Origin of the sequence: Bdellovibrio sp. HCB274 (genome assembly GCF_047306075.1) — a bacterium.
Taxonomy (GTDB): domain Bacteria; phylum Bdellovibrionota; class Bdellovibrionia; order Bdellovibrionales; family Bdellovibrionaceae; genus Bdellovibrio.
Genome location: NZ_CP178623.1, coordinates 2,410,478 through 2,431,214, shown reverse-complemented (window position 1 = coordinate 2,431,214; position 20,737 = coordinate 2,410,478). Strand labels below are relative to the sequence as shown.

The window sequence follows — 20,737 nt, the reverse complement described above, 5'->3', positions numbered from 1 at the left end:
TATGAACTTGCATGAACTTTCGCTTCGCCATTCGGCTTCGTGCTTTTTTAATTCTCTTTTCCGCGAGTGGTTTGACTATAAAATCGAAGCCTCTCCAAATGAGATCGCTATTGCAACCGGCTGCAAAGAATCACTGACGGTGAAGATCGCAAGCGAAAAACAGATTTACCTGCCTCTAGCTCGCAATTCCCTGATGGGCCGTCATCAATATCACTCGGTATTTTACGTGCAAAATGGAAACACTTTGCAAAGCACTGGTTTTTTGACGGTAGCAGAACTTTTGGTTAAACACCTGACTGAAGTATTTCCCAACAGCATTGGAAATGATGCCGTTTTTATGGAGCGTCTTAAAAACAGCGTCGAAAATATCGAACTCGCTTTAGGTCATCGTAAGACGGATCTTCAGGGGATCTATTCAAACGCTATGAATTTCCAACAGGCCGAGCAAGGGTTGATGATTGGTCATAACTTTCATCCCTACCCAAAAATGCGCGAAGGCTTTGATGAAGCTGATTACCGTCAGTATTCCCCGGAGATGGCGGGTCAGTTTTCTTTAAACTGGTTCCTGGCTAAACCTGAAGTAATGGTTAATGAAAAAGCCCAAAAGTTTCAGGTCGAGCAGTGGACTGTGGATGCGTTTTTAAAAGATTTTGCCAATGCGGAAGCTGCAGCTGCCAAACTTAAAGCGGGCTATATACCATTCCCGGTTCATCCTTGGCAAAAGCAGCATCTGCTAAAAAATCCGGTGGTTCAAAATTATCTGAAAAATGGTGATGTGATCGATTTGGGCGCTGCTGATAAACAGTGGTATCCAACGACCTCTCTGCGTTCGATTTATGGGGCGCATTCGCCTTACATGATGAAATTTTCCCTGACTCTGCGTCTGACTAACTCCATTCGCCATCTGACGGAAGTGGAAGTGGTCCGCGGGCTTCAGGTTTACGATGTATTCATGACAGCTAAAGCGCAGGAGTTTTCCCGCAAGCAGCCTCAGTTCCAAGTGGTTTTTGAGCCAGCTTTTATGGCTCTTAAAAATCCTGTCGGCGAAATTTTGACGGAATCCATCGTGGTCTGTCGTGAAAATCCATTCACGGAAAGCAACAAAGAAGAAGCCGTTGTTCTGTCCACTTTGGCTCAGGACAATCCTTTGGGTGGTGAAAACCTGATTCAAAAATCCATTCGCAAGGAAGCCGAGAAAACCGGTCGTCCATTAAGCGAAATTTCTGAACAGTGGTTTTCACGTTACCTGCAGGTCGCAGTAAAACCTTTGGTTTTGGCGCAGGCGAATTACGGAATTCTATTAGGGGCGCATCAGCAAAATCTAATCTTAAGCCTTAAGGCAAACTTCCCGGAAAAAGCTTATTTCCGTGATTGCCAGGGAACGGGTTACAGCCATTTTGGTTTTTCATTATACAACCAGGAAGTTGCAAGCCTGAAAATGGAAAACGGCAACATCCTGGATGATAAGGGTAATATTCTGTTTGCGTACTATCTGATGATCAACTCCACCTTCAATGTGATTGCTGCGATTGCCGCTGATCACTGGGTGCGTGAAGAGGATCTGGTAAAAGATCTTCGTCAGTTCTTACTGACGATTCGTGATTCCAATCCTCAGGATCACTCTTGTTTGAACTATCTTTTGGACAAGCCAGAGATCTGGCACAAGGGGAACTTTACCTGCAGCCTGCAGAACATGAACGAAAACACCGCTGCAAACCCGCTGTCGATTTATAATTTGATTAAAAACCCCATCGCCGCTGCTGCGGTGAAGGCATAGGACGGACTATGAATATTCAGAAATACCTGCACGTACAGGAAAATAAAAACTACTCCGCAGAAATCACTGGCAGTCTTTTGACGGTGTCTGGTGCGGAAAGCGTTCAATTTCATATTGAAGATCAGTCCGATAAATTGCAACTCATCACCAAAGACAATGCGCCAGCTGGTGCAATTCTGATTGCGATGGAGCATTTGTTTGCGCAAAAACCTGAACTGAAAGCGATTTCAGTTAATCAAAAAAGCACATCCCGTCAGGAATTTTACCAGAATCCTTCCCTATGGTGTTCCTTCGGAAAACAGTCTGTAGAACCTGAGCAGTGGATGCATACGGGCCAGGTTTTCCATCCGGTGCGCCCACAACCACGTCCTGGGGATTTGCTTTATTCGCGTTTTGTTCCGGTGATTGGGAAAACTGTCAGCTTCCGCGTCGTGGACATAGATCGTGACCTTGAAACTTTCCACTTCTGGCACAATCAGCCTTACGTCGCTGAATTCTGGGAGCTGGCACAAACTGAATCCGAACTTAAAGCCTACCTTGAAAAAGGTCTGACAGATCTGCATTCCATTCCCACGTTCGTGGAGTTCGATGGCGTGCCGGTCGGCTATTTTGAAATGTATTGGACGTTGGAAGACCGCTTGGGTCCTTACTATGAATCCGAAGCTTTCGATCGTGGATTTCACTTGTTGATCGGAAATAAAGAATATCTGGGTTTCAAAAACACAGATGCCATTTTGAAATCAGCGACACATTATTTGTTTTTGGAAGAACCACGCACTCGTAAAATCATGGCGGAACCCAGATCAGACAACCAGCGCATCATTCGCTACGTGGAAACATTCGCTGCCTGGAGAAAAGTGAAAGAGTTTGATTTCCCTCATAAGCGTGCCGCTTTGCTTGAGTGCCGCCGCGAAAAATTCTTTATGGGGAACTTCCTGTGAATTTAACAGCGAACACCCTTCATTCAGGCTCCGCATGGGTGCGGGTCAATCAGAAACTGGTGGCGAAAAGCCTTCAGGAGCTGAGCTATGAGCAGGTTCTGAAAGCCACGACTGTGGATGGCCAGAACTTCGTGTTCGCTTTGCAAAATGGAATCGAGTACCACTGTCAGGGTTGGCAGGGGATCTGGACGGACATTAAAGTTCAGGCCGATTCCGTCACTCGCGTGGTTGACGGCATCAAAATGCCGGTGAAAAGTGCCGGTCAGTTTTTCTTGGACTGCCAAAAAGAAACCGGGATGGATGACATCATTCTGGGAAATTTCCTGGAAGAGATGCACAATACTTTGTTCTCGGATCTTCGCATCGAAAAGAAGCAAGCGGAGCAGACCTCTGAGGAAATGACTCAGTGGACGGGCCTGAAAATTCAATCCATCTTAAATGGTCATCCTAAGTTGTTATTAAATAAAGGCCGTATCACCTGGAGTGAAGGCGATCTTGCGGAGTTTGCTCCTGAAAATCAGCCGGTCCTTCGTTTGATGTGGTTGGCAGTTCGCAGGAACTCGGCCTTGGCTGCGCAAATGCCGGGTGTAACCCAGGAAAGTATTTTGTCTCAAAGCCTGGATGCAAACGAGATGAAGCGCTTTGATCAGCATCTCGCAGAACTGCAGCTGAATAAATCGGAACATGTATTTGTGCCAGTTCATCCATGGCAGTGGGATCGCTTTATTCAAGTGCAGTTCGCTGGCGAACTTTCCACGGGCGTGATGAAAGCACTCGGTGTTTTCGGTGACGAATATCAACCACAGATTTCCATTCGCACACTGTCCAATATCAGCCGCCCAGGATTGTGGGATATTAAACTCCCAGTGACTATTTTAAATACTTCAAGCATTCGCGGTATTGCAGCGAAATACATTCCAGTGGGCGGGGAGTTGTCGCAGAAAATGTCTGACATCTGCTCTCAGGATGAAGTTCTTAAAAACGTTCAGATTCTAAGTGAAAAAGCCGGAGTGAGTTTTCAACATCCGGTGTTTAAACAAGTCGCCTTGGCCCCGTACCGTTACCACGAATACCTGGGTGCAATTTGGCGCGAGTGCGCGGAATCCAAAGCCGCAGGCTCTGGCGAAACATCGGTCCTTACCGGCAGCTTCTTTCATAAAGACGCACAGGGGCAAAGTCTGTTGGGGGCCTATGTAGCGGCTTCCGGGCTGACTATGGCTCAGTGGCTTCGTCGTTATTTCGAAGTGGTGGTGGTCCCTTTGTATCACCTTCAACTGAAATACGGCATCGGCCTGGTTTCCCATGGCCAAAACATTGTATTGAAACTGAAAGATCATGCCCCGGTGGGCTTGATTTTAAAGGACTTTCAAGGGGATTTGCGCCTGGCAAAGGGTTCTCCCTTGGCCAGCGAGTCTGCAAATTTGGCTGCGCACTTGTTGCAGCTTCCACGCAATTATTTGATTCATGATTTGTTCACGGGACATTTTGTCACCGTTTTAAGGTTTATCTCCGAGGTTTTGAAGGAGTGCGACGGTTTCTCAGAATACGAGTTTTACGGGATTCTGGGACAAACCCTTCGCGATTATCTTTCATCTAGCGGGAAAAACCTGAATGTGGATGACAGCGTCAATCTTCTGGCGGAAAAAATGCCTCGTGTGCTGGTAAATAAGGTGCGTTTTAAGATCGGCTATGCCGACTCACACGAACGCCCGGTCCCCATGGTCGGAGACGAACTTTTGAATCCCCTAGTAATGGGATTAAACAAAGGAGCACCGTAAGATGGAACAAAAACACAATCTTATTGGTATCGGTATCGGCGTATTCAACCTTTCCTTAGCGGCTCTTGCTGATAAAACAGCAGGGGTGAGCAGCGCATTCTTTGATGGTAAGCCGTATTTTGACTGGCACTCTGAAATCATGTTCGCAGACTCTGAAATGCAGACGTCCTTCCTGAAGGACCTGGTTATGGGCGCGGACCCGACGAATCCCTACAGCTTCATGAATTATCTGGTTTCCAATGGCTTGTATTATTCTTTCATGAATACCAACCGCTCGGTGGTCACTCGCCGTGAATTTGAAATGTACTGCCAATGGGTCAGCGAAAAACTAAAACACCGTTTGAACTTTGCTTCCAAAATTGACGAAATCAGTTTCAAGGACGGTCAGTTCGTGGTTCGCTCTGGCGACAGAATTGCGAAATCCGACAACATCTGTATAGGTACAGGCCTAACCCCCAATGTTCCTGATTTTGCGAAAGACTTCATCGGTCCAAAGGTATTTCACGCGAAATCCCCGTATTTGAAAACCCTGGATGTGACCGGCAAAAACGTTGTCGTCATCGGCGGTGGTCAAACAGGTATCGAAATTTTCCGTAACTGCTTTAAAGGCAAATGGGGCCGGGCTTTAAGCACGCGCATGATTTCCAGCCGTGCGAATCTGGAACCTTTGGATAACTCTCCGTTTGTGAACGAGTACTTCACTCCAAACTACGTCGAAGAATTCTTTGGCCTGGATCAATCGCAAAAAGATCCTATCGTTCGCCATCAAAAGATGGCGTCTGACGGGAACACTCCAGAGTATCTGGAAGCCCTTTACAATGACATCTACCAATTGCGCCACGTTCACCGCGACGAAGCCATGATCGAGATTTTGCCTTCCCGTTGCATGGATCGTATCGAAGAGGCGGGGAATGGCTACAAGCTGACTGTCAGCAGCACTTTCTCGAACAAAACGGAAGTGCTGAATGCTGACATCGTGATTCTAAGCACAGGTTTTAGAACACGCATTCCACAAATCATCGAACCGATTCAGAACATGATCGACTTTGATGAAAACGGCCGTTTCATTTTGCAAAAGAACTTTGCCGTGAAATGGAAAGGGCCTCAGCAGAATAAAATCTATGCCATGAACTTCAGCCGTCATGGGCATGGAATCTCTGAACCGCAAACCAGTTTGATGGCGTGGAGATCCGCGACCATTCTGAATGATTTGCTGGGTAAAGAGCACTACAAGACATCGAATATGGTTTCTAATTTTGTTAATTACAGAGGGTTATAGGACGACCCAAGGGAAAGAGAGAAATGAGAATTTTCATCGCAGCATTGTTCACCATGCAAGCCTGCCTTGCGCAGGCTCAGATTACTGAAAGTAAGCCGAACGAAACCTACCAATTGCAGCAAGTGCAAATCCTGGGAAATAAAGAGGACAAATCTTACCTGGAAAGTACGGAGTCCATTTCCGTACTAAGTGCGGAAGAGTATGACCGGGCTGTTAAAACAGACTCCATCAAGTCTTTAAATGCCCTTCCCAACGTGCAAGTTAATAAAAACGACAACACCTTCAGCTTGCGCGGTATCAACAATATCGGCGTGACTGGCTATCAAAAAGACAATCTGGCGTCCATCATCGTGGATGATGTGTTTCAAACAGACCTGGCGATTTCTGCCGGTGCGTTTGATTTCTGGGATTTGGATCACGTCGAAATCTACCGTGGCGCTCAAAGTACCACTCAAGGTATCAACTCCCTGGCTGGTAACATTCTATTGTTCCACCGCAAAGCAGGCGAGCAGACCGAAGGCGCTGCCAAGGCGGGTGTAGGCACATACGGCGAAAAAGAGATCGGTGCCGTTACTAACAACACCTTTCTTGATAAAAAGCTTCTGACTCGATTTGCGGTCAACGTTGAACGTTACGATGGTTTCATTGATAACGTGACCACAGGAAACGACCGTTGGGGTCGTCAGGATAAAAACTATTTTTCCGGTGACATGATCTACAAACTGAATGCGGGTGATGAAATTCGCTGGAATGTAAAAGTCATGCAAACGGAAAACGGCGGAACTTACTCCCAATCCGCAGATCCATTCCAATATGAAGTTTACGAAGACGTCGACAGCCGCGCTTTGACGAACAATCAACAGACAAGTCTGCGCTACACGACAAAGATCGGCGAGAACTCCAGCAATGAAACCATTCTGGCGTACTCTCAGGCTGATCAGGACGCGACAGCGGATGCTGATGGCACTTCGGCCAACACAGCGGGTACTCGTTACGAAGATCATACTGACAGCTACTTAAGCGTTGAAAACCTATGGAAATACCAAAACGAAAAAATCAAAAACGTTTTGGGCGTGCACTATCATGATTACATTATCAAAGACGATTACAACTTCACGGTTTTGACGCCGGGCCCGGTGGCTGTTCGTCAAAAAACTGAGAAGTACCAAAACACTTACGCGATCTTTGATTCCTTGCTGTACAAGTTTAATGAAAACCACGCGATGAATCTGGGGCTTCGTTACGAGTACATGGTCAATAAATTTGACTCGTTCATCGTTTACGGAACAACCCGAACGGCTGATGGTAATGAGCAGGGTGGTATTTTACTTCCTAAAATCGGCTACGTGCTGACAGAAGGTATCAGCTCTTACGGTATTTCCTATACTCAGGGCTACCGTACCGGTGGCGTCAGCGTGAATCGTTGGACTTCGAACGTTTCCCAGTATGACCCCGAAACAACTCATAACTTTGAATTAAGCTACAAGCGCGTTCAGGATCAGTTGAAAGTTGCTGCCAACGTGTTTTACACGCACTGGGTGGATCAACAGGTGTTGGTTCAGTACGCAGCGAACAATCCGTACAACTCTGCGATCGTAAATGCGGCAAGTTCCGAAATCTACGGTGCGGAATTGGAAATGACGTACAACTTGAATCCAAAAAATCTGCTTAGCGGTGGTATCGGTTACAACCACACTCGTTTCGTAGATTTCAAAGGTCCGTTGAATCAAAGCTACGACGGCAACGAATTCCCCTTCGCAAGTCCTTGGACAGGCAGCTTAAATTACACGTACAAGCCTTCCGATGCCTGGAGCTGGGACAACACCCTTCGCTACCTATCGTCCAGCTACACAGACGCTGCGAACCTAAAATCGGTTCCAGAGCAATGGTACCTGGATACATCTTTGGCATACCTGATGGCACAGTGGAGATTGAACTCCGAGTTCTACATCCGCAACGTGCTTGATCAAAAATACGTTACCTACGACGCAAGTAACGCCTCTTACGGCACGAAAGTTTACCAGGTAAACTCACCTCGTGAATTCGGTGTGCGCGTAACTTATTTCTGGTAGTTAAATTCAAGTTATACATCTTCAAAAAAGGCCTCCCTTATCCGGAGGCCTTTTTTTATTCAAACCAAATGTTTCCCCAGTCTTCGGTTTTTAGCAGGGGGATTTGCCGTTTTTTCAGTCTGTAAATCACTTCTGCATGAGGATGTTTGTAACGCTCCCAGCGGGCCGAGGCGATGGCCATTTTCAGAACTGGCAGGTGATCCAACAGCTCTTCAGACGTACTCGTGCGCGAGCCGTGGTGGCCTAACACCAGCACACGGGCGTTTGTCACCCACGGTAAACCTTGCCACAAACTTTCCGCTTTAATCGGGGAGTCACCGGGAAATAGAAAACGCTTAAAGGCCACGACCTGACTTGCGGCATTGGTGTCTGCTTTCGGTTTTGCTTTTCGGGATTTCTTAAATACAGTCAGCCCCTGCCAGTGAGGAACATCCAAAGCCTCCTGGCAGTCTGAAAATTTCTCAAGCAATTTCATTTTGCCTGGCGAAGAAGTCCCCGGCGGTCGCAGTGCAATGCAACTGTCCCAGGAAGAAGGCCACCGCGACAGACCCCCGATGTGATCCCAATCCCAGTGACTTATATAAATTTTGTTTCTTTTATCGCGGCAAAGTTTTGCAATCTTCGCCCCCGGGAATCGTTCGCCACCCACATCAAAATGTCGACAGGTGGAGTCCTCAACCGAAGTCACCCATTGGCCCTGACCAACGTTCCATATCACGAGATATGAGAACACGGATTTGTTGCTTAATGGTGTGGCGCTTAAAGTTATGATCACAAATGAAAGCAAAGAAAATCTTAAGACCCACTCCACGCAGAATCCCTTCCTTGTCTAAGTCGCAAACGTAAGTAATGAAAGAACACCTGCCACGCAAATATCCAGACCCACAATGTGGATAAAGAAATCTGTTTTGCTGTGGCGCTTGGAACGGGCTCTGACACCCAGGAAAGAGTCCGGGCAAACATCGTCATCAAAAAATCAAATGCACTCACTACAGGTGGCGCTAAGACGCTTAGAAAGCCTAGGGGTAGTAAGACGTAAGAAACCAGTGGGCCTAATAGTAGGTTGTAAAGAAGTGCGAGTGGATGCAGCGAACTCAATCCCCACAGTGGAGCTGTCATGAAAATAAAAACTGCACATTGATTGAACAGCAGTCGATGAAATGGGTTTTTTATTTTCAGCAGTGAAGTCCATGCCAGTGCCAAACTGGCACACCAACTCATCAGCAGTGATGCGGAATTCCACCACGCAGGAAATAGTGCCAGCGTGAAACAACCCGCAATCATCGTCATCGTGTCCGCAGGAAACACCCATCCAAGTTTTTTGAACAGCCCTCGCAAACCCAATGCAGACAAGGCTCTCACGGCGGGCGGTTGCCAGCCTACAACCAGCGAGTAAAAACTCAAAAGTAAGAATCTTACAAAGAATGGCACGCGAATTATTGCGAAGAGTTCGTCCAACAAAAGTAAATGAGATCCTGAAATAACAAATATATGAATCAAAGATGTTTTGACCAAATTCTGTTTCAGGTTCTGATCTTGGAGTCTTTCACCACACACGATTGAGGCCAGTGCAGAGTGATTTTCTGACTCACGAGGGAGTAATGTAAGACACTTTTGTTGATAACTCTGTGATAGGCGTGATGCATTATTCAGCAATGTGTCTGAATTGGAAATGCTTAAGCTCGCAGCAAGCAAAATAAGAATAATCATGAATTCATGCACTTAGCAAAATTCAGCGCAGATGCTGATTCTAAAATATTCTGTCTTGAGGACGGTGCGTCCGTTAATTTCGGATTGTAAGATCTGAAATTACGACTTCTAAAAAAACTGCATTTATTAATAATTAGTCAGTAATTACATGAGTTTACTTGCTGCTTAAATTTCATGCAAATCGCTGAAACCCTTGAAATACAACAGGTCCAAGGTCCAGCATTACAATAACTCAACATTTTGTGTGGATAAGTCTGCTTGTTTGCACTTCTCATTGCATGTCATACTGGAAAAAGATCAAGGAGTGTCGAGAGATGAAGCAACTAGGACGATTGGCAACAACACTACTTTTAAGCTTACCGTTGGTGACAGCGGCTAAGTCAACGCACATGCCTAAGAACGCAGCGCCAACTTCAAGACAACAAGCATTGTTGGTTGAATTGACCGGCCAGGATTTTTCAAAACAATCAGATACTGAGCTCTATGCTGAAATGATAAGCGCCTCTCAGCGCGATGATGAGATTGGCTTAAAAAGCCGTATGCAAAGCCTTTTGACGCGATTCCCCGCTAGCACATATGCCGATAATGCTTTGTTTCTTGCGGGCAGAATGGCCGTCGATCATGGAAACTTTCCAGAAGCGATTCGCCTTTTCGGACGCATTGAAAAGAACTATCCGAACAGCGATAAAGCGGCGAGTGCTAAGTTTGCTAAAGCCATGACTTACAAAAAAATGAATCTGCCACAGTTTGCTAAGCGATCGTTGTCTGAAGTCAGATCAAAATACCCGGGCAGTCCGGAATCCTTCAGAGCCGACGCTGAATTGAAATTGTTCAACTAAGAATACTCACCACTTGCAAGGATGCAAACAGTGACGAACACGAAGTTCTCTGTATCATTGACGATCATTTTTTGCGCGCTATTGCTGCAGCTGCCAGCGGCGCGCGCACAGGACGTACCGCCACCGGATACAACGTGGGACGCAGATCCGTTGGATGTGTTAGAGCCAAAAACAGAAACTCCCGCAGAACCTACAGTGCCGGAGTTCACGGAAATTCCAGATCCTAACTCAGCTCCGGCAGATGTGCCGGCTCCGGAAATCGCGCCACCATCATATTCCGAGCCTGCTCCCACTCATGCAGATGCCTCGTCTTCGTTTAGTGATTCTGGTAACTCGGACCCTGACTACAACAAAGAAAACTATTTCCATAACATCTACAAAAAGTACAACCAAACGCCGACGTCTGATGAAGTCTGGGAAAAAGCAGTGGGCGAGCGCAAGTCTGAAAACTATAAAGTTCAGAAGGGCAATACTCTTTGGGATATCTCGAATACGTTTTTCGGTGATCCAAATTTCTGGCCGAAACTTTGGTCTTTGAATGATGGAGCGATTTTAAATCCCCATGAGATCACTCCGGACATGAATATCAAATTCTATCCGGGTACGATGATCGATGCGCCGACAGTGGCATTGGCAGACAAAGAAGGCGGCGAAGCAGCTGAAGGCGAAAAAGTGGTTGAGGCAAGCGTTGCAGAGCCACCAGTGCCGCCAACGCGTCGTAAGCACACGCCGGTGTTAAAGAAGCTTCCACAAAGCTTACCATTCGGTCGTTTCGGTATTTACGATGACAGCACAGGAACTGAAATTGAATTTAGAAAAACCAATGTGCCAGCGCCCCTGGAGTACCTGGGCTATTTTGTCGCAGACAGCGAGATCGCAGGATCCGGAACTGTAACTGCAACAGAGCTTGATTCAAAATCCGCGAACGAATATCAAATCGTCTACGTGGAACTGACTGGCACACCGGAAAAACACTATACCGTGCAAAAAAATGTCGGGAAGGTTGTGGATCCGGCAGCAAAAAAACGCAAAGCCCAGATGGTTGAAATCCAGGGCGAGCTTGAAATCATGGAAAAGGTGAATGCTGAAAAGAATCTTTACCGTGCGATCGTTCAAAAAGCGATTCACTCGGTAGAAGTCGGCTCCGTGCTGATTCCAGGAAAAGTACCGATGATTGATCCTCGCCCGGGTGAAATTAATAACTCTGCCGGCGCGAAAATCATGGGTGGTGAGTTGATTCAAAAACGCGCGATGTTCGGCGTGAATGAATTGGTGTTCCTGGATGCGGGCTCTGCGCGCGGATTCCAGGAAGGGCAAAATCTGACGATCTATGCAGACAGTGCTCTTCGCAATGGTAACTCAAAAGCAGTTATGAATGATCGTGCGATTGGTTCAGTAAAAATCATCCGCGTGACGCCAAACTTTGCGACCGCTTACGTAACCAAAGCCAGCGAGGACGTGATGCTGGGGGATTATGTCGGTAACAGCAGTGCGAAAACAGCTTCAGCAGCGCCGGTGGTTGAAAGTCATGCACCCGAATCCCAAGGCGAACTTGATACCGAGTTTGAACTTGAAGGAGTGCCGGAGGCGGGAACTCCGCCGGAGTCCGGATCAGAAGATCTCGATTTGGAATTATAACAAAGAAAAAAGGCTCTGCGAAATTGCAGAGCCTTTTTTTATGACTGAAATCTTTGCTCTCTCCCAATTAATCAAAGCCAATCCTCTCTATACCGTTCATCGTGATGAAATTCATCAGATCTATCTGCGTCTGGCGCGTTCGGAATCATTAAACGAGCTGCAGCTTCGGCAGACTTTGCACGAATACTTTCCCTCCATGGCAGAGTATCTGGAGAAAAATCACGCGTTATTTAAAACTCATTGCGCGGAACTTCTTCAGTGGCAAATGCAAGGGGTTCAGTTCTTAAGTTATGGCGAGTCGTTGTATCCTTCGCAGTGCTATCGCATGGCAGATCCACCTTTGACTTTGAGTTATCGCGGTTCGCCCGCGTGGATGATTGAAAGATCCATTTCCATTGTCGGCAGCCGTGAGCCCAGTGCCGAGTCATTGCGGTGGATGGAGCAGGAATTGGCTCTATTTATGGAGCTGCAATTGCCGTTCGTCGTCAGTGGTGGCGCCCGTGGCGTCGATCAAAAAGCGCATTCCTTAGCACTTAGAAAAAACTGTCAAACAGCGGTGGTGCTGCCTTCTGGACTTGGAGAAATTTATCCCAGCAGCCTGGTGGATTGGATCACGCCTGTGCTGGATCAGGGAGGCTGTTTTTTAAGCGAGTACGATCCCAAGCAAATGATGCATAAGCGTCTTTTTCATCATCGCAATCGATTGATTGCGGCTTTGGGAAGTGTGACATTGCTGGTGGAGGCACGCAGGCGCAGTGGCACTTTAATCACGGCTCATCAGGCGGCGGAACTTTCGCGTCCCGTTTGGGTGGTTCCCGGCCATCCTTTGGATCCGCATTTCCTGGGCGGACTTGATCTCTTGTTGGATGGCGCACAATTAGTACGCGATGCCCAAGATTTATCCACTTTATTCCACTCCGAGTTATTGTCAGATAAGTTTCAGGCGGCAGGTATTGTGGGTATATCTGGCATTAACCACTAGGGATAGTGGGCTATTTTGAATGACAAAATGGGGACGAAAAAAGTGAAATCATCTAAAAAAATCTTTTGCAAGGGGCGGGGAATTGCTCTTACCATTTGATTCAAGGGAGGGGCGATGTGGTCAAGGATGACCGTGGTAGTAAGGATGCTGCTGCATCGCTCTTATTTGTAAAGATCTGCCCCTACCTTCAGGTTCTAACTTCTTCTTAATTCCAATTTTTTCTTAAAGTATAAATAGCGATGAAACCGAATATTGCATTGGGTGTCCAGATAGCAAGTGCTGCTGGCAGAGTCCCATTACGTGCAGCACCTTCGGCGGCAACGTACAAAACCCAATAAAAGATAATGATCCCAATACAAAGAATCATTCCACCAGCTTTGGCCGCGCGACGATTTGTCGTGGTTCCCAAGCCCACACCGATCAAAGCAAACACCAGGCACAATACGGAGATCGCTGAGCGCTTATGAAATTCAGTCTGCATGATACGCAACTCTTCAGGATCTTTTATTCCTTGTTTTAGACGATTGCGAACCTCATCAAGTGTCAAAGACGGAGGCGATTTTGCGCGCTCTTCATGTTTATCCGGTTCCGAGAAATGCACGTCATAAGTATCAAAGCTGATCTTCGTATGAGTCTTGGTCTGACGATGAATTTCACCGTTTTGCAGGCGTAAAAGCACTTCCTGGCCCGGGCGATCCGGATCGGGAAGCATGCTGCCTTCTTTTGCGATCACAGTCAGTGGAACGTCGCTGTTTTTCTCGTCATAGATAAATACTTTGCGAAGTTTGCCGTTCTTTGAATCGACTTCATTGGCATAGACAACCATGTCGAAAAAACCCTCGGCGAATGTGCCTTCTTTAATGACGGCAGTCGCTTTGGTATTTGCCAGGCGGGTGAACAGCACCTCAAACTGACGATTTCCCCAAGGGGCAATTACGAAGGATGTTTGTGCAGAGACAGTTCCAACGACAAGCGCCAAAATAATCGCCGGCATCAGCAAAGTTCCCATCGCCAATCCGGAGGCTTTCATCGCCACGATTTCAGAATCCTGACTTAATCTTCCATAAGTTAGAAGCACAGAGAACAACAGCGCCATGGGGAACAAAACCGGAAGCAGGGAAATCACGACGTAACCGATGATTTCCGCAATGGTTTTAATCGCCACACCGTGGACAAGGGCGAATTCGGTTAGACGCAGCACCTGAAACATCAAAATGATCGATACAAAGACCAAAAGACCCAGGATGAAGCTTGGAAGCATCTCAAAAAAAATGTACTGAACGGCTTTTTTGCCATTAAAGATACTGAACATGCGCTCCATTGTAGACGGCGCGAAATCGTAAGTCATCGCGCCTATCGTCCAGTCTGTGGTTTGACCGAATCGCAACAGTATCCGACAATAGATGGATATGAGCAAAGTCCTCCTGGTGTACGAAGATTACGCTGATCTGATGAGCGTGGAATCCACTTTGAAAAAAGTGGGTTTCGACGTCATTGGATTGTCGAGCGAGTACGCCATTTCTGATCAAATTATCAGCTTCAATCCCGATGTCGTCGTGGGTTCCGGTAAAGGGGCCAAGGTGTCTTCGTTGGGAGTGGGGAAGCGTTTGAAGGAAATGTCCCGGTGGGGCGGAAAAGCCGTGCTTATTTTTCCGACTAATTTCAAGCCGGCTCCTCAAGATCTGATTAAGATCCGCGTCGACATGATTTTGGAATCCCCGGTTGCACCTTTACGAATTGTTCAGGTGTTGGCAAAGCTGATGGGGCAGGATGAAGGCGTTTTGTTAGAGCGTCTTAATAAAGCGAGCCACCTCGAGGCCCCGGGTGCAAAACAAGCGACGGCCTCTGCTGCTCCGGGCGGGGGCGTTAAATTTGCCACCGACAAAGAAGCTATTTTTGTTAAAGGAACTTCTCCAGAAGATCAGGAAACCCCGGCGGGTGTTGGTTTTAACATCGAGCAGGAATCTCAAGGAGAAGGTGCGGATTTCACTCTAAATAACGAAGAAGAAACAGAAATCCCGCGCTTTAAGTTCGGTGCTAAATTTCAGACAGCCGATAAAGATGCAGGCTCTGAAGCTGAAGCAACAAACGAATTTCCCGATGTTGATTTGAAAGCCCTGGAAAGAGAATTGCTTGGGGGAGGCGCCCCTGAAGTCGAAAAGGTGGAGGAAAAACCCACCCCTGCGGCATCGACTCCAGAGGCTGAAGAGGCACCTTCCAAGGCGCGTCAGGAGCTGGAGAAGTCCTCGGCCAAGCTTGCTGAACGCATGCAGAAATACGCCAAACTTGTAGAAGATGTGAAAGTGGCTCCGGTTAGCACGATCACCCGGGTTGAGTCCCGCAAAAGGCAAATAGACATCGCGTCAGAGTGGGACCAGGAAAGCATCAAGGATCTCGATAAGTTGCGCCAAGCCTTCACCAAAGCGCTTTTCAAAAAGTAATTGCCCCTGTGGGGACCTTGACTATATGGTTTCCGTATTCAAATTAAGTATGATAATTTGGTCTAATACGGAGGCCTTTATGGGCGTTAATACAACAGCAGTAACAGATGGTTCTTTTGAAACAGAAGTTTTGAATTCTTCTACTCCAGTTCTTGTCGATTTCTGGGCTGAATGGTGCGGTCCTTGCCGTGCATTGGCTCCAAAATTGGAAGAAGTGGCAACGGAGTTGTCTGGCAAAGTTAAAATCGTAAAAGTGAACGTGGATGAGAATCCGGCGACTCCTTCGAAATACGGCATTCGCGGTATTCCAGCGATGTTGTTGTTCAAAGGCGGCAGCGAAGTGGGCCAACTAGTTGGTAACCACCCGAAAGACGCCATCGTGGATTTCCTTACTAAAAATACATAAGTCCACTCGGTTCTGTTTAAAAAAATTAAGATTTTAAAAGAGGGAGCTTTTTCAAGTTCCCTCTTTTTTTTGCCTAAAAAAGACGGTTTTTGGCTCTTTGATAACATTCTTTCACACATGTTAGAGTATTTGCCTTATACCCTATTCGTGGTACTAATAAGAGCTAGTAAAGCGATGGGACAATAAATGGAAACCGCATTAAACTCTGAAAAAACAACTGAATCAAATCCGGTAAGAGATGCTTATCGTAAGGCCTTGATGCAGTTTCATTCTTTGTTGAAGAAGCCGCGCTCCCTAAAAGGTGACTATCCGGGATTGGCTTTCGATAAAATGCCAGTGGCTCATCAGGAGCCGATAACTCAGGCATTGGTTGAATGGGTTGATTTTTTTCAGATGCACTCATTTGGTGCAGAAATTTCTGAAAAACAGTTCTTGTGGCGTTTTCTAAAAAGATTCCGCATGAAAGCTCATCCGGATTTTTTCACATCCGTGGATGATCATACTTGTTTTGAGGTCGTGGATACACGCGGTCGCCAGACATTCCGTAGTATTTCCCTGATGGATTGCTGCAGCTACTCTTTGGACGAATTGGTTTCTATTCCATGGTTTGAACTTTTCCATCGCGACCAGGAAATTACGGACCGTTATTTGGGTTTCCAAAAACAACTGAGCGAGGGAACTGTAGAGCATACGAATCTGGAAGGTATTATTCCAGAGCACGAAGTTTCAGAAATCTTTGGCTTCGAAAAGTTCGTTATTACCATCAAGCCTCTATTCCTGTCTCCGATCTACGATATGGATGACAACGTGGTGGGTGCGATCGTCGCAATCAAAACGATCAACTGCCGCAGCCGTCGTACTGAAAATCTGGAACGACTGGTTCCGGAAATTGCCGCGGTAAAATAGTTTTTATCAGTGTCTAAAATGAAAAAGCCCTTGGTTCTCACCAAGGGCTTTTGTTTTTTTAAGTGTTATGATCTTAGTTTGTAGCAACCGTTGTACGAGTCACCTGAGTGTTAGCTAGCTTGTTATAGAACTCACCGTAGTTTTTCATTACGCGGGAGTTGTATTCAGCTGGCATCACGTTCCTAGCAACCAGACGGCGAACGTTGCGTGGACCCATGTTGTAAGCGCTCACGTATTTAGTAGCCTTACCTGGGAACTGCTTACGAAGGTAGTCCATGTAAGCGGCACCGATGCGCACGTTGGAAACCGGGTTCTGCAAAGTCTTTTTACCTTTCCAAGCGATACCGTATTTTTTGGCAATCCACTCGGCCGTGTCTGGTTTAATTTGCATAAGACCGATCTCACCGAAAGAACCTACGATCAATGGATCGAAAGAGCTTTCTGTTTTGATGATCGCCAGTACGAATACTGGATCCAGATTGTACTTATCAGATTCAGAGATAATAACGCTGGAGATATCGCCTGCGCGATTTTTCCATTGAGGCGCCAGGTAGCCCTGAACCTTTTCATAGATCATCACATTAAGTGCTGTGCGACCTTCGATCTTTTGCGCGTTGCTGCCTTTATAGCGGCCACCTAGAAGCTCTTTAGCATGAGCTACGCGTGAAGCTTCGTTGACAGTTTCAACTAGAGGGAGCTTAAGGATCTTGCTCCAATCAACGAATTCGAAGTTATTAAATAGGGCCATTACTAGAGTGGCGGTGACTAAAGCGAGTGTCGATTTGAGATGTTTCGTTTTCATTTCCCGTCCTCCTGTTACTAGGTATGTAGTTCAAGGGTCGGGCCAACTGGTTAAGTCTGCGAAACTGTTGAAGTCCTTTATTGAGGCAGGAATTAGATGGAACGTAGGCGAATGTGAGTTGGGGGGTGTCAACCAATCACTGGACAGTGTCAGATCATTAGTTAGTCAAAATGGTCCAACTTCTCACCCTGAGACATCCCACCGCAAGACAGCCCAAAACTCACAATAAATTCCTTCCATTCCCACCCAAAAAATCGCCCAAAGGGTGGCTGGCGCCTTCTGGGTCTGCGGTGCGTTAAGTGTTTGAAAAGGCGTAATTTTTACTCTAAGACCATGCGTTGGATGGATTTTTAAGTGGCCATCGGCTATTTCTAGCGCTTCAATAATCACACAAGTACTGCGGCAGGGCCGGAGTGTTTATAACTGAACTAGGAGATAGCCTATGAAATCACTTTTGGTTGCTTCCCTTTTGATGATCGCAACAAGCGCACAAGCATCTTTCCTTTGCTCAAGCAAAGAGGTTCGCGATGACGGTAAACCAGCATACGGTATGACTGTAAACGAATCTGAAACTGTAAACACTCACGTGCAAATCGCGATCTGGGTAACTGGTCGTTCTTCCGAAGCTGTTCAATTCGAATGCGTTCGTGAATCAGCTGATTACGGTAACGGTCGTACTTCTCAGTATAAGTGCGAAGCTAACGGCGACAAAACTCTTCAGGTTTACGCTCAACGTTCTGGTCAAAGAATCTCTGCAACTGCTGATTTGAAATCCAAAGAGGGTCAATTGATCCTGTCCAGCATGATTTGCAAATCTTTCGAATAAGTTTTTTTCTTAAGTGAAGAATCAAAAGCCGCATCTAAAACATGCGGCTTTTTTATTTTTATCCAGCCAAAAATCTAACGACATCGTCGCGCAGATTTCTCATACTTTCAAAGTGGCTGCCTTCCCAATAAACTCTTTGGCATTCAGGACAGATTGAAAAGTCGGTATAGGTTTCTGCTACCAGTGGCGGCACCTGCGCCAGGATCTGTTCTTTGGCTATGGGTTGCAGGGGAGTGTTGTCGTGAATACAACGGGTGCAGAGTTTGGTCTCTTCGCCCAGATTATAGCGCTTCATCACTTCAAGGATTTGCTCTTGAGGGATGTCGCTTCTGACGTAGTATCCGCGATCCACTTCGCGGCGTTTTAGCAGATTGCGGTCGCGGGTTAGCAAAATACGTTTTTCGAATTTGGAAATGCGCGCCAGCTCCACATCATCCTGCAGCCAGCGGTCGTAAATGACATCAAAGCCCATCATGCGTAAAAGGTGAGCGAGCTTCCCTAAGTTCACATCGACGATGAATTTCGCATCCTCGCGCTGGGTGCGCAATCCGTCCTGGCGAAGCAAGGTGATATTACCCACATCAATTTCCTCAAACATCGGATAAACACTGACGCGGTCGCCGTCTTTAATCAGATAAGTAAAGGGACGGCTGTTACCGTTAACCAGGATTAAATCAATTTCCGCATGGGGTACGCCCAGGGATTCGATGGCATCTTTAACGGTGGTCGGTTGAAAGGTTTGAAAAACCACCTCTTGATGGCGATGCACTCGCGGCAGAAAATCATTCAGATCGTCATAGAATCTTAATTGAGCTCTCATATTTCAATTTTATTCTTAATTAGTACAGCGAGCGAGGCCAGTGCCAAAAGGCAAGCTTCAGCTTCATTTAAGTGAAGGATATAATAGACCCATATATCGGAGGTCTTATGGACACCCCAATTAGCCAAGGAAAGTTTTCAGAGAACTTTTCTGCAGAGAAATTTGAAGATCCCGGAATTCCTCGTCGGGAGCCCAATGAAATTCCCGGCGTGCATGAAGCCAATCAGAAAAAGGCGGAAGAAAATGTGCCCGCCGTAAAAAAGGACTGGGATGAACCGGATGGAGAATATTCCGCAGTCATAGACAGCGAAGGACATCGGGTGCGAATCAATCACTATTAAAATTAGAATAAAAAAAAGGCCCCGATAACTCGGAGCCTTTTTTGGGTATCTTCTAGAAAAGGTAGCGGCGATAGGCGACGGAAGAGATCAGTCCCAGTCCGGCCATCGTGGTGAGCATGCTGGAACCACCGTAAGATAACAGCGGCAGCGGAACCCCTACGATTGGCAATAGCCCGATCACCATTCCCAGGTTCACGAACATATGCCAGAAGACATAGCAGAGGACCCCCACCGTCAGGAGGGCCCCGAACTTATCTCGGGCATTGGTGGCTATACGAATACCCGTGATGAAAAGATAACAGAAAAGACCAATAACCAAAATAGAGCCGACAAAGCCATGTTCTTCTGAAAGAACAGAATAAATAAAGTCGGTGTGACGCTCTGGCAGGAACTCAAGTTGGGACTGAGTGCCTTTCATAAAGCCTTTACCAAAGAAACGACCTGAACCCACTGCGATCTTGGATTGAATCGAGTTATAACCCGTACCGCGCGGATCGCTGGTAGGTGAAAGGAACGTCAAAACACGGTTCTTTTGGTAGTCATGCAATACGAATTTCCAGGCAATAGGAATTGCCACGATACCCGCAGCAATAGCAGTCACCACGATCCAGCGGCGTACTTTTGCAAATAGAACCATCGAGCTACCGATGGCTGCCAACATCATCGCAGTTCCCAAATCGGGCTGTTCGACAACCAGAACGAAAGGAACACCCAGAACAAACAATGGGCCGACCATTTCTTTAAAGCCCATGCCGTTTCCGTGAGTGGTTTTGGTTGCCAGGATTTTTGCCATCAACATGATCAGGGCCAACTTCATGGTTTCTGAAGGTTGATAACGGAAGAAACCCAAATCAATCCAACGTTGCGCACCCAAGGCGACCTTACCAAAGAAGGTCACGTAAAGAATGGCCCCTAAGTTCAGGAAGTAAATGATCAGGGCAATGCGGGTGACAATGGCATAGTCCAAAATAGTCATGACCAGAAACACGGTCCAACCCACCACCAACCACATGATTTGGGAGATGAAAAGGTTTGAAACGTCCACGGAGCTGGGTCCGTGGGTCGCGCTATAAAGATTGATCAAACCGATAATGTTTAATCCCAGAATCACCGCGATAAAATTAAGATCCAGTTTTTTGAAGAGCGTTCTCTCTTCAACGTGTAATGAGCTAAACACGA

19 protein-coding genes are annotated in these 20,737 nt (G+C 46.7%); 13 read left to right on the top strand and 6 right to left on the bottom strand.

The genetic code is table 11. The annotated features are described in order from the left end of the window. Position 1 precedes the first annotated feature (1 nt). From ACLWNV_RS11785 to ACLWNV_RS11765, 5 genes are read left to right on the top strand one after another with little or no spacing between them, the layout of a single operon-like run. The gene (locus ACLWNV_RS11785; RefSeq protein ID WP_413584637.1) at positions 2-1,777 is read left to right on the top strand and encodes an IucA/IucC family protein; all 1,776 of its coding nucleotides are present in this window, start codon (positions 2-4) and stop codon (positions 1,775-1,777) included. Positions 1,778-1,785: 8 nt separating this feature from the next. After that, complete coding sequence (locus ACLWNV_RS11780) at positions 1,786-2,718, top strand: GNAT family N-acetyltransferase (RefSeq protein ID WP_413584636.1); 933 nt, start codon at positions 1,786-1,788, stop codon at positions 2,716-2,718. Next, positions 2,715-4,496 (top strand): IucA/IucC family protein, encoded by a 1,782-nt coding sequence (locus ACLWNV_RS11775; protein WP_413584635.1) that lies wholly within the window; start codon positions 2,715-2,717, stop codon positions 4,494-4,496. The genes ACLWNV_RS11780 and ACLWNV_RS11775 overlap by 4 nt, the downstream gene beginning before the upstream one ends. 1 nt (position 4,497) lies before the next feature. Further along, entirely contained in the window at positions 4,498-5,775 is a 1,278-nt protein-coding gene (locus tag ACLWNV_RS11770) for a lysine N(6)-hydroxylase/L-ornithine N(5)-oxygenase family protein (protein WP_413584634.1), read from the top strand. 23 nt (positions 5,776-5,798) lie between these two features. After that, positions 5,799-7,847 carry a TonB-dependent receptor gene (locus tag ACLWNV_RS11765; protein WP_413584633.1) on the top strand — a complete coding sequence of 683 codons (2,049 nt, stop codon included), beginning with the start codon at positions 5,799-5,801 and terminating at the stop codon, positions 7,845-7,847. Positions 7,848-7,902: 55 nt separating this feature from the next. Here ACLWNV_RS11765 and ACLWNV_RS11760 read toward each other — a convergent pair whose 3' ends face one another. Then, the gene (locus ACLWNV_RS11760; RefSeq protein ID WP_413584632.1) at positions 7,903-8,322 is read right to left on the bottom strand and encodes a ComEC/Rec2 family competence protein; all 420 of its coding nucleotides are present in this window, start codon (positions 8,320-8,322) and stop codon (positions 7,903-7,905) included. A 320-nt stretch (positions 8,323-8,642) separates the two neighbouring features. Continuing rightward, positions 8,643-9,557 carry a ComEC/Rec2 family competence protein gene (locus tag ACLWNV_RS11755; protein WP_413584631.1) on the bottom strand — a complete coding sequence of 305 codons (915 nt, stop codon included), beginning with the start codon at positions 9,555-9,557 and terminating at the stop codon, positions 8,643-8,645. Between the two features lie 314 nt (positions 9,558-9,871). On the opposite strand from ACLWNV_RS11755, the gene ACLWNV_RS11750 reads away from it, so the two are divergent. Genes ACLWNV_RS11750 through ACLWNV_RS11740 form a run of 3 tightly spaced genes read left to right on the top strand, consistent with a single transcriptional unit; the run spans position 9,872 to position 13,016 of the window. Then, on the top strand, positions 9,872-10,396 hold the full coding sequence (locus ACLWNV_RS11750; RefSeq protein ID WP_413584630.1) for a tetratricopeptide repeat protein: 525 nt from the start codon (positions 9,872-9,874) through the stop codon (positions 10,394-10,396). Between the two features lie 21 nt (positions 10,397-10,417). After that, positions 10,418-12,034: a LysM peptidoglycan-binding domain-containing protein gene (locus ACLWNV_RS11745; protein ID WP_413584629.1), complete on the top strand. Its 1,617-nt coding sequence runs from the start codon at positions 10,418-10,420 to the stop codon at positions 12,032-12,034. 40 nt (positions 12,035-12,074) lie between these two features. Next, the gene (locus ACLWNV_RS11740) at positions 12,075-13,016 is read left to right on the top strand and encodes a DNA-processing protein DprA (RefSeq protein ID WP_413584628.1); all 942 of its coding nucleotides are present in this window, start codon (positions 12,075-12,077) and stop codon (positions 13,014-13,016) included. Between the two features lie 205 nt (positions 13,017-13,221). Here the strand turns inward: ACLWNV_RS11740 and lptF are convergent, their stop codons facing one another. Continuing rightward, positions 13,222-14,328, bottom strand: coding sequence for an LPS export ABC transporter permease LptF (gene lptF / locus ACLWNV_RS11735; RefSeq protein WP_413584627.1), 1,107 nt, complete (start codon positions 14,326-14,328; stop codon positions 13,222-13,224). Between the two features lie 97 nt (positions 14,329-14,425). Between lptF and ACLWNV_RS11730 the strand changes: the two genes are divergently transcribed. The 3 genes from ACLWNV_RS11730 to ACLWNV_RS11720 all read left to right on the top strand — a co-directional run bounded on the left by ACLWNV_RS11730 (position 14,426) and on the right by ACLWNV_RS11720 (position 16,769). Continuing rightward, positions 14,426-15,457: a hypothetical protein gene (locus ACLWNV_RS11730; RefSeq protein ID WP_413584626.1), complete on the top strand. Its 1,032-nt coding sequence runs from the start codon at positions 14,426-14,428 to the stop codon at positions 15,455-15,457. Positions 15,458-15,536: 79 nt separating this feature from the next. Beyond that, positions 15,537-15,863: a thioredoxin gene (gene trxA / locus ACLWNV_RS11725; protein WP_181604504.1), complete on the top strand. Its 327-nt coding sequence runs from the start codon at positions 15,537-15,539 to the stop codon at positions 15,861-15,863. Positions 15,864-16,049: 186 nt separating this feature from the next. Then, positions 16,050-16,769 (top strand): hypothetical protein, encoded by a 720-nt coding sequence (locus ACLWNV_RS11720; protein WP_413584625.1) that lies wholly within the window; start codon positions 16,050-16,052, stop codon positions 16,767-16,769. 73 nt (positions 16,770-16,842) lie between these two features. On the opposite strand, the gene ACLWNV_RS11715 is transcribed toward ACLWNV_RS11720, so the two are convergent. After that, entirely contained in the window at positions 16,843-17,571 is a 729-nt protein-coding gene (locus ACLWNV_RS11715) for a lytic transglycosylase domain-containing protein (protein ID WP_413584624.1), read from the bottom strand. 442 nt (positions 17,572-18,013) lie between these two features. Between ACLWNV_RS11715 and ACLWNV_RS11710 the strand changes: the two genes are divergently transcribed. Continuing rightward, complete coding sequence (locus ACLWNV_RS11710) at positions 18,014-18,397, top strand: hypothetical protein (RefSeq protein ID WP_413584623.1); 384 nt, start codon at positions 18,014-18,016, stop codon at positions 18,395-18,397. Between the two features lie 58 nt (positions 18,398-18,455). On the opposite strand, the gene ACLWNV_RS11705 is transcribed toward ACLWNV_RS11710, so the two are convergent. Continuing rightward, positions 18,456-19,217: a Mut7-C RNAse domain-containing protein gene (locus ACLWNV_RS11705; protein WP_413584622.1), complete on the bottom strand. Its 762-nt coding sequence runs from the start codon at positions 19,215-19,217 to the stop codon at positions 18,456-18,458. A gap of 107 nt (positions 19,218-19,324) precedes the next feature. Here ACLWNV_RS11705 and ACLWNV_RS11700 point away from each other — a divergent pair, with 107 nt between their 5' ends. Beyond that, positions 19,325-19,558, top strand: coding sequence for a hypothetical protein (locus tag ACLWNV_RS11700; RefSeq protein WP_413584621.1), 234 nt, complete (start codon positions 19,325-19,327; stop codon positions 19,556-19,558). A 52-nt stretch (positions 19,559-19,610) separates the two neighbouring features. Here ACLWNV_RS11700 and rodA read toward each other — a convergent pair whose 3' ends face one another. Beyond that, a complete protein-coding gene (gene rodA, locus ACLWNV_RS11695) occupies positions 19,611-20,735 on the bottom strand; it encodes a rod shape-determining protein RodA (RefSeq protein WP_413584620.1) in 1,125 nt (374 codons plus the stop codon). Positions 20,736-20,737: the final 2 nt, after the last annotated feature.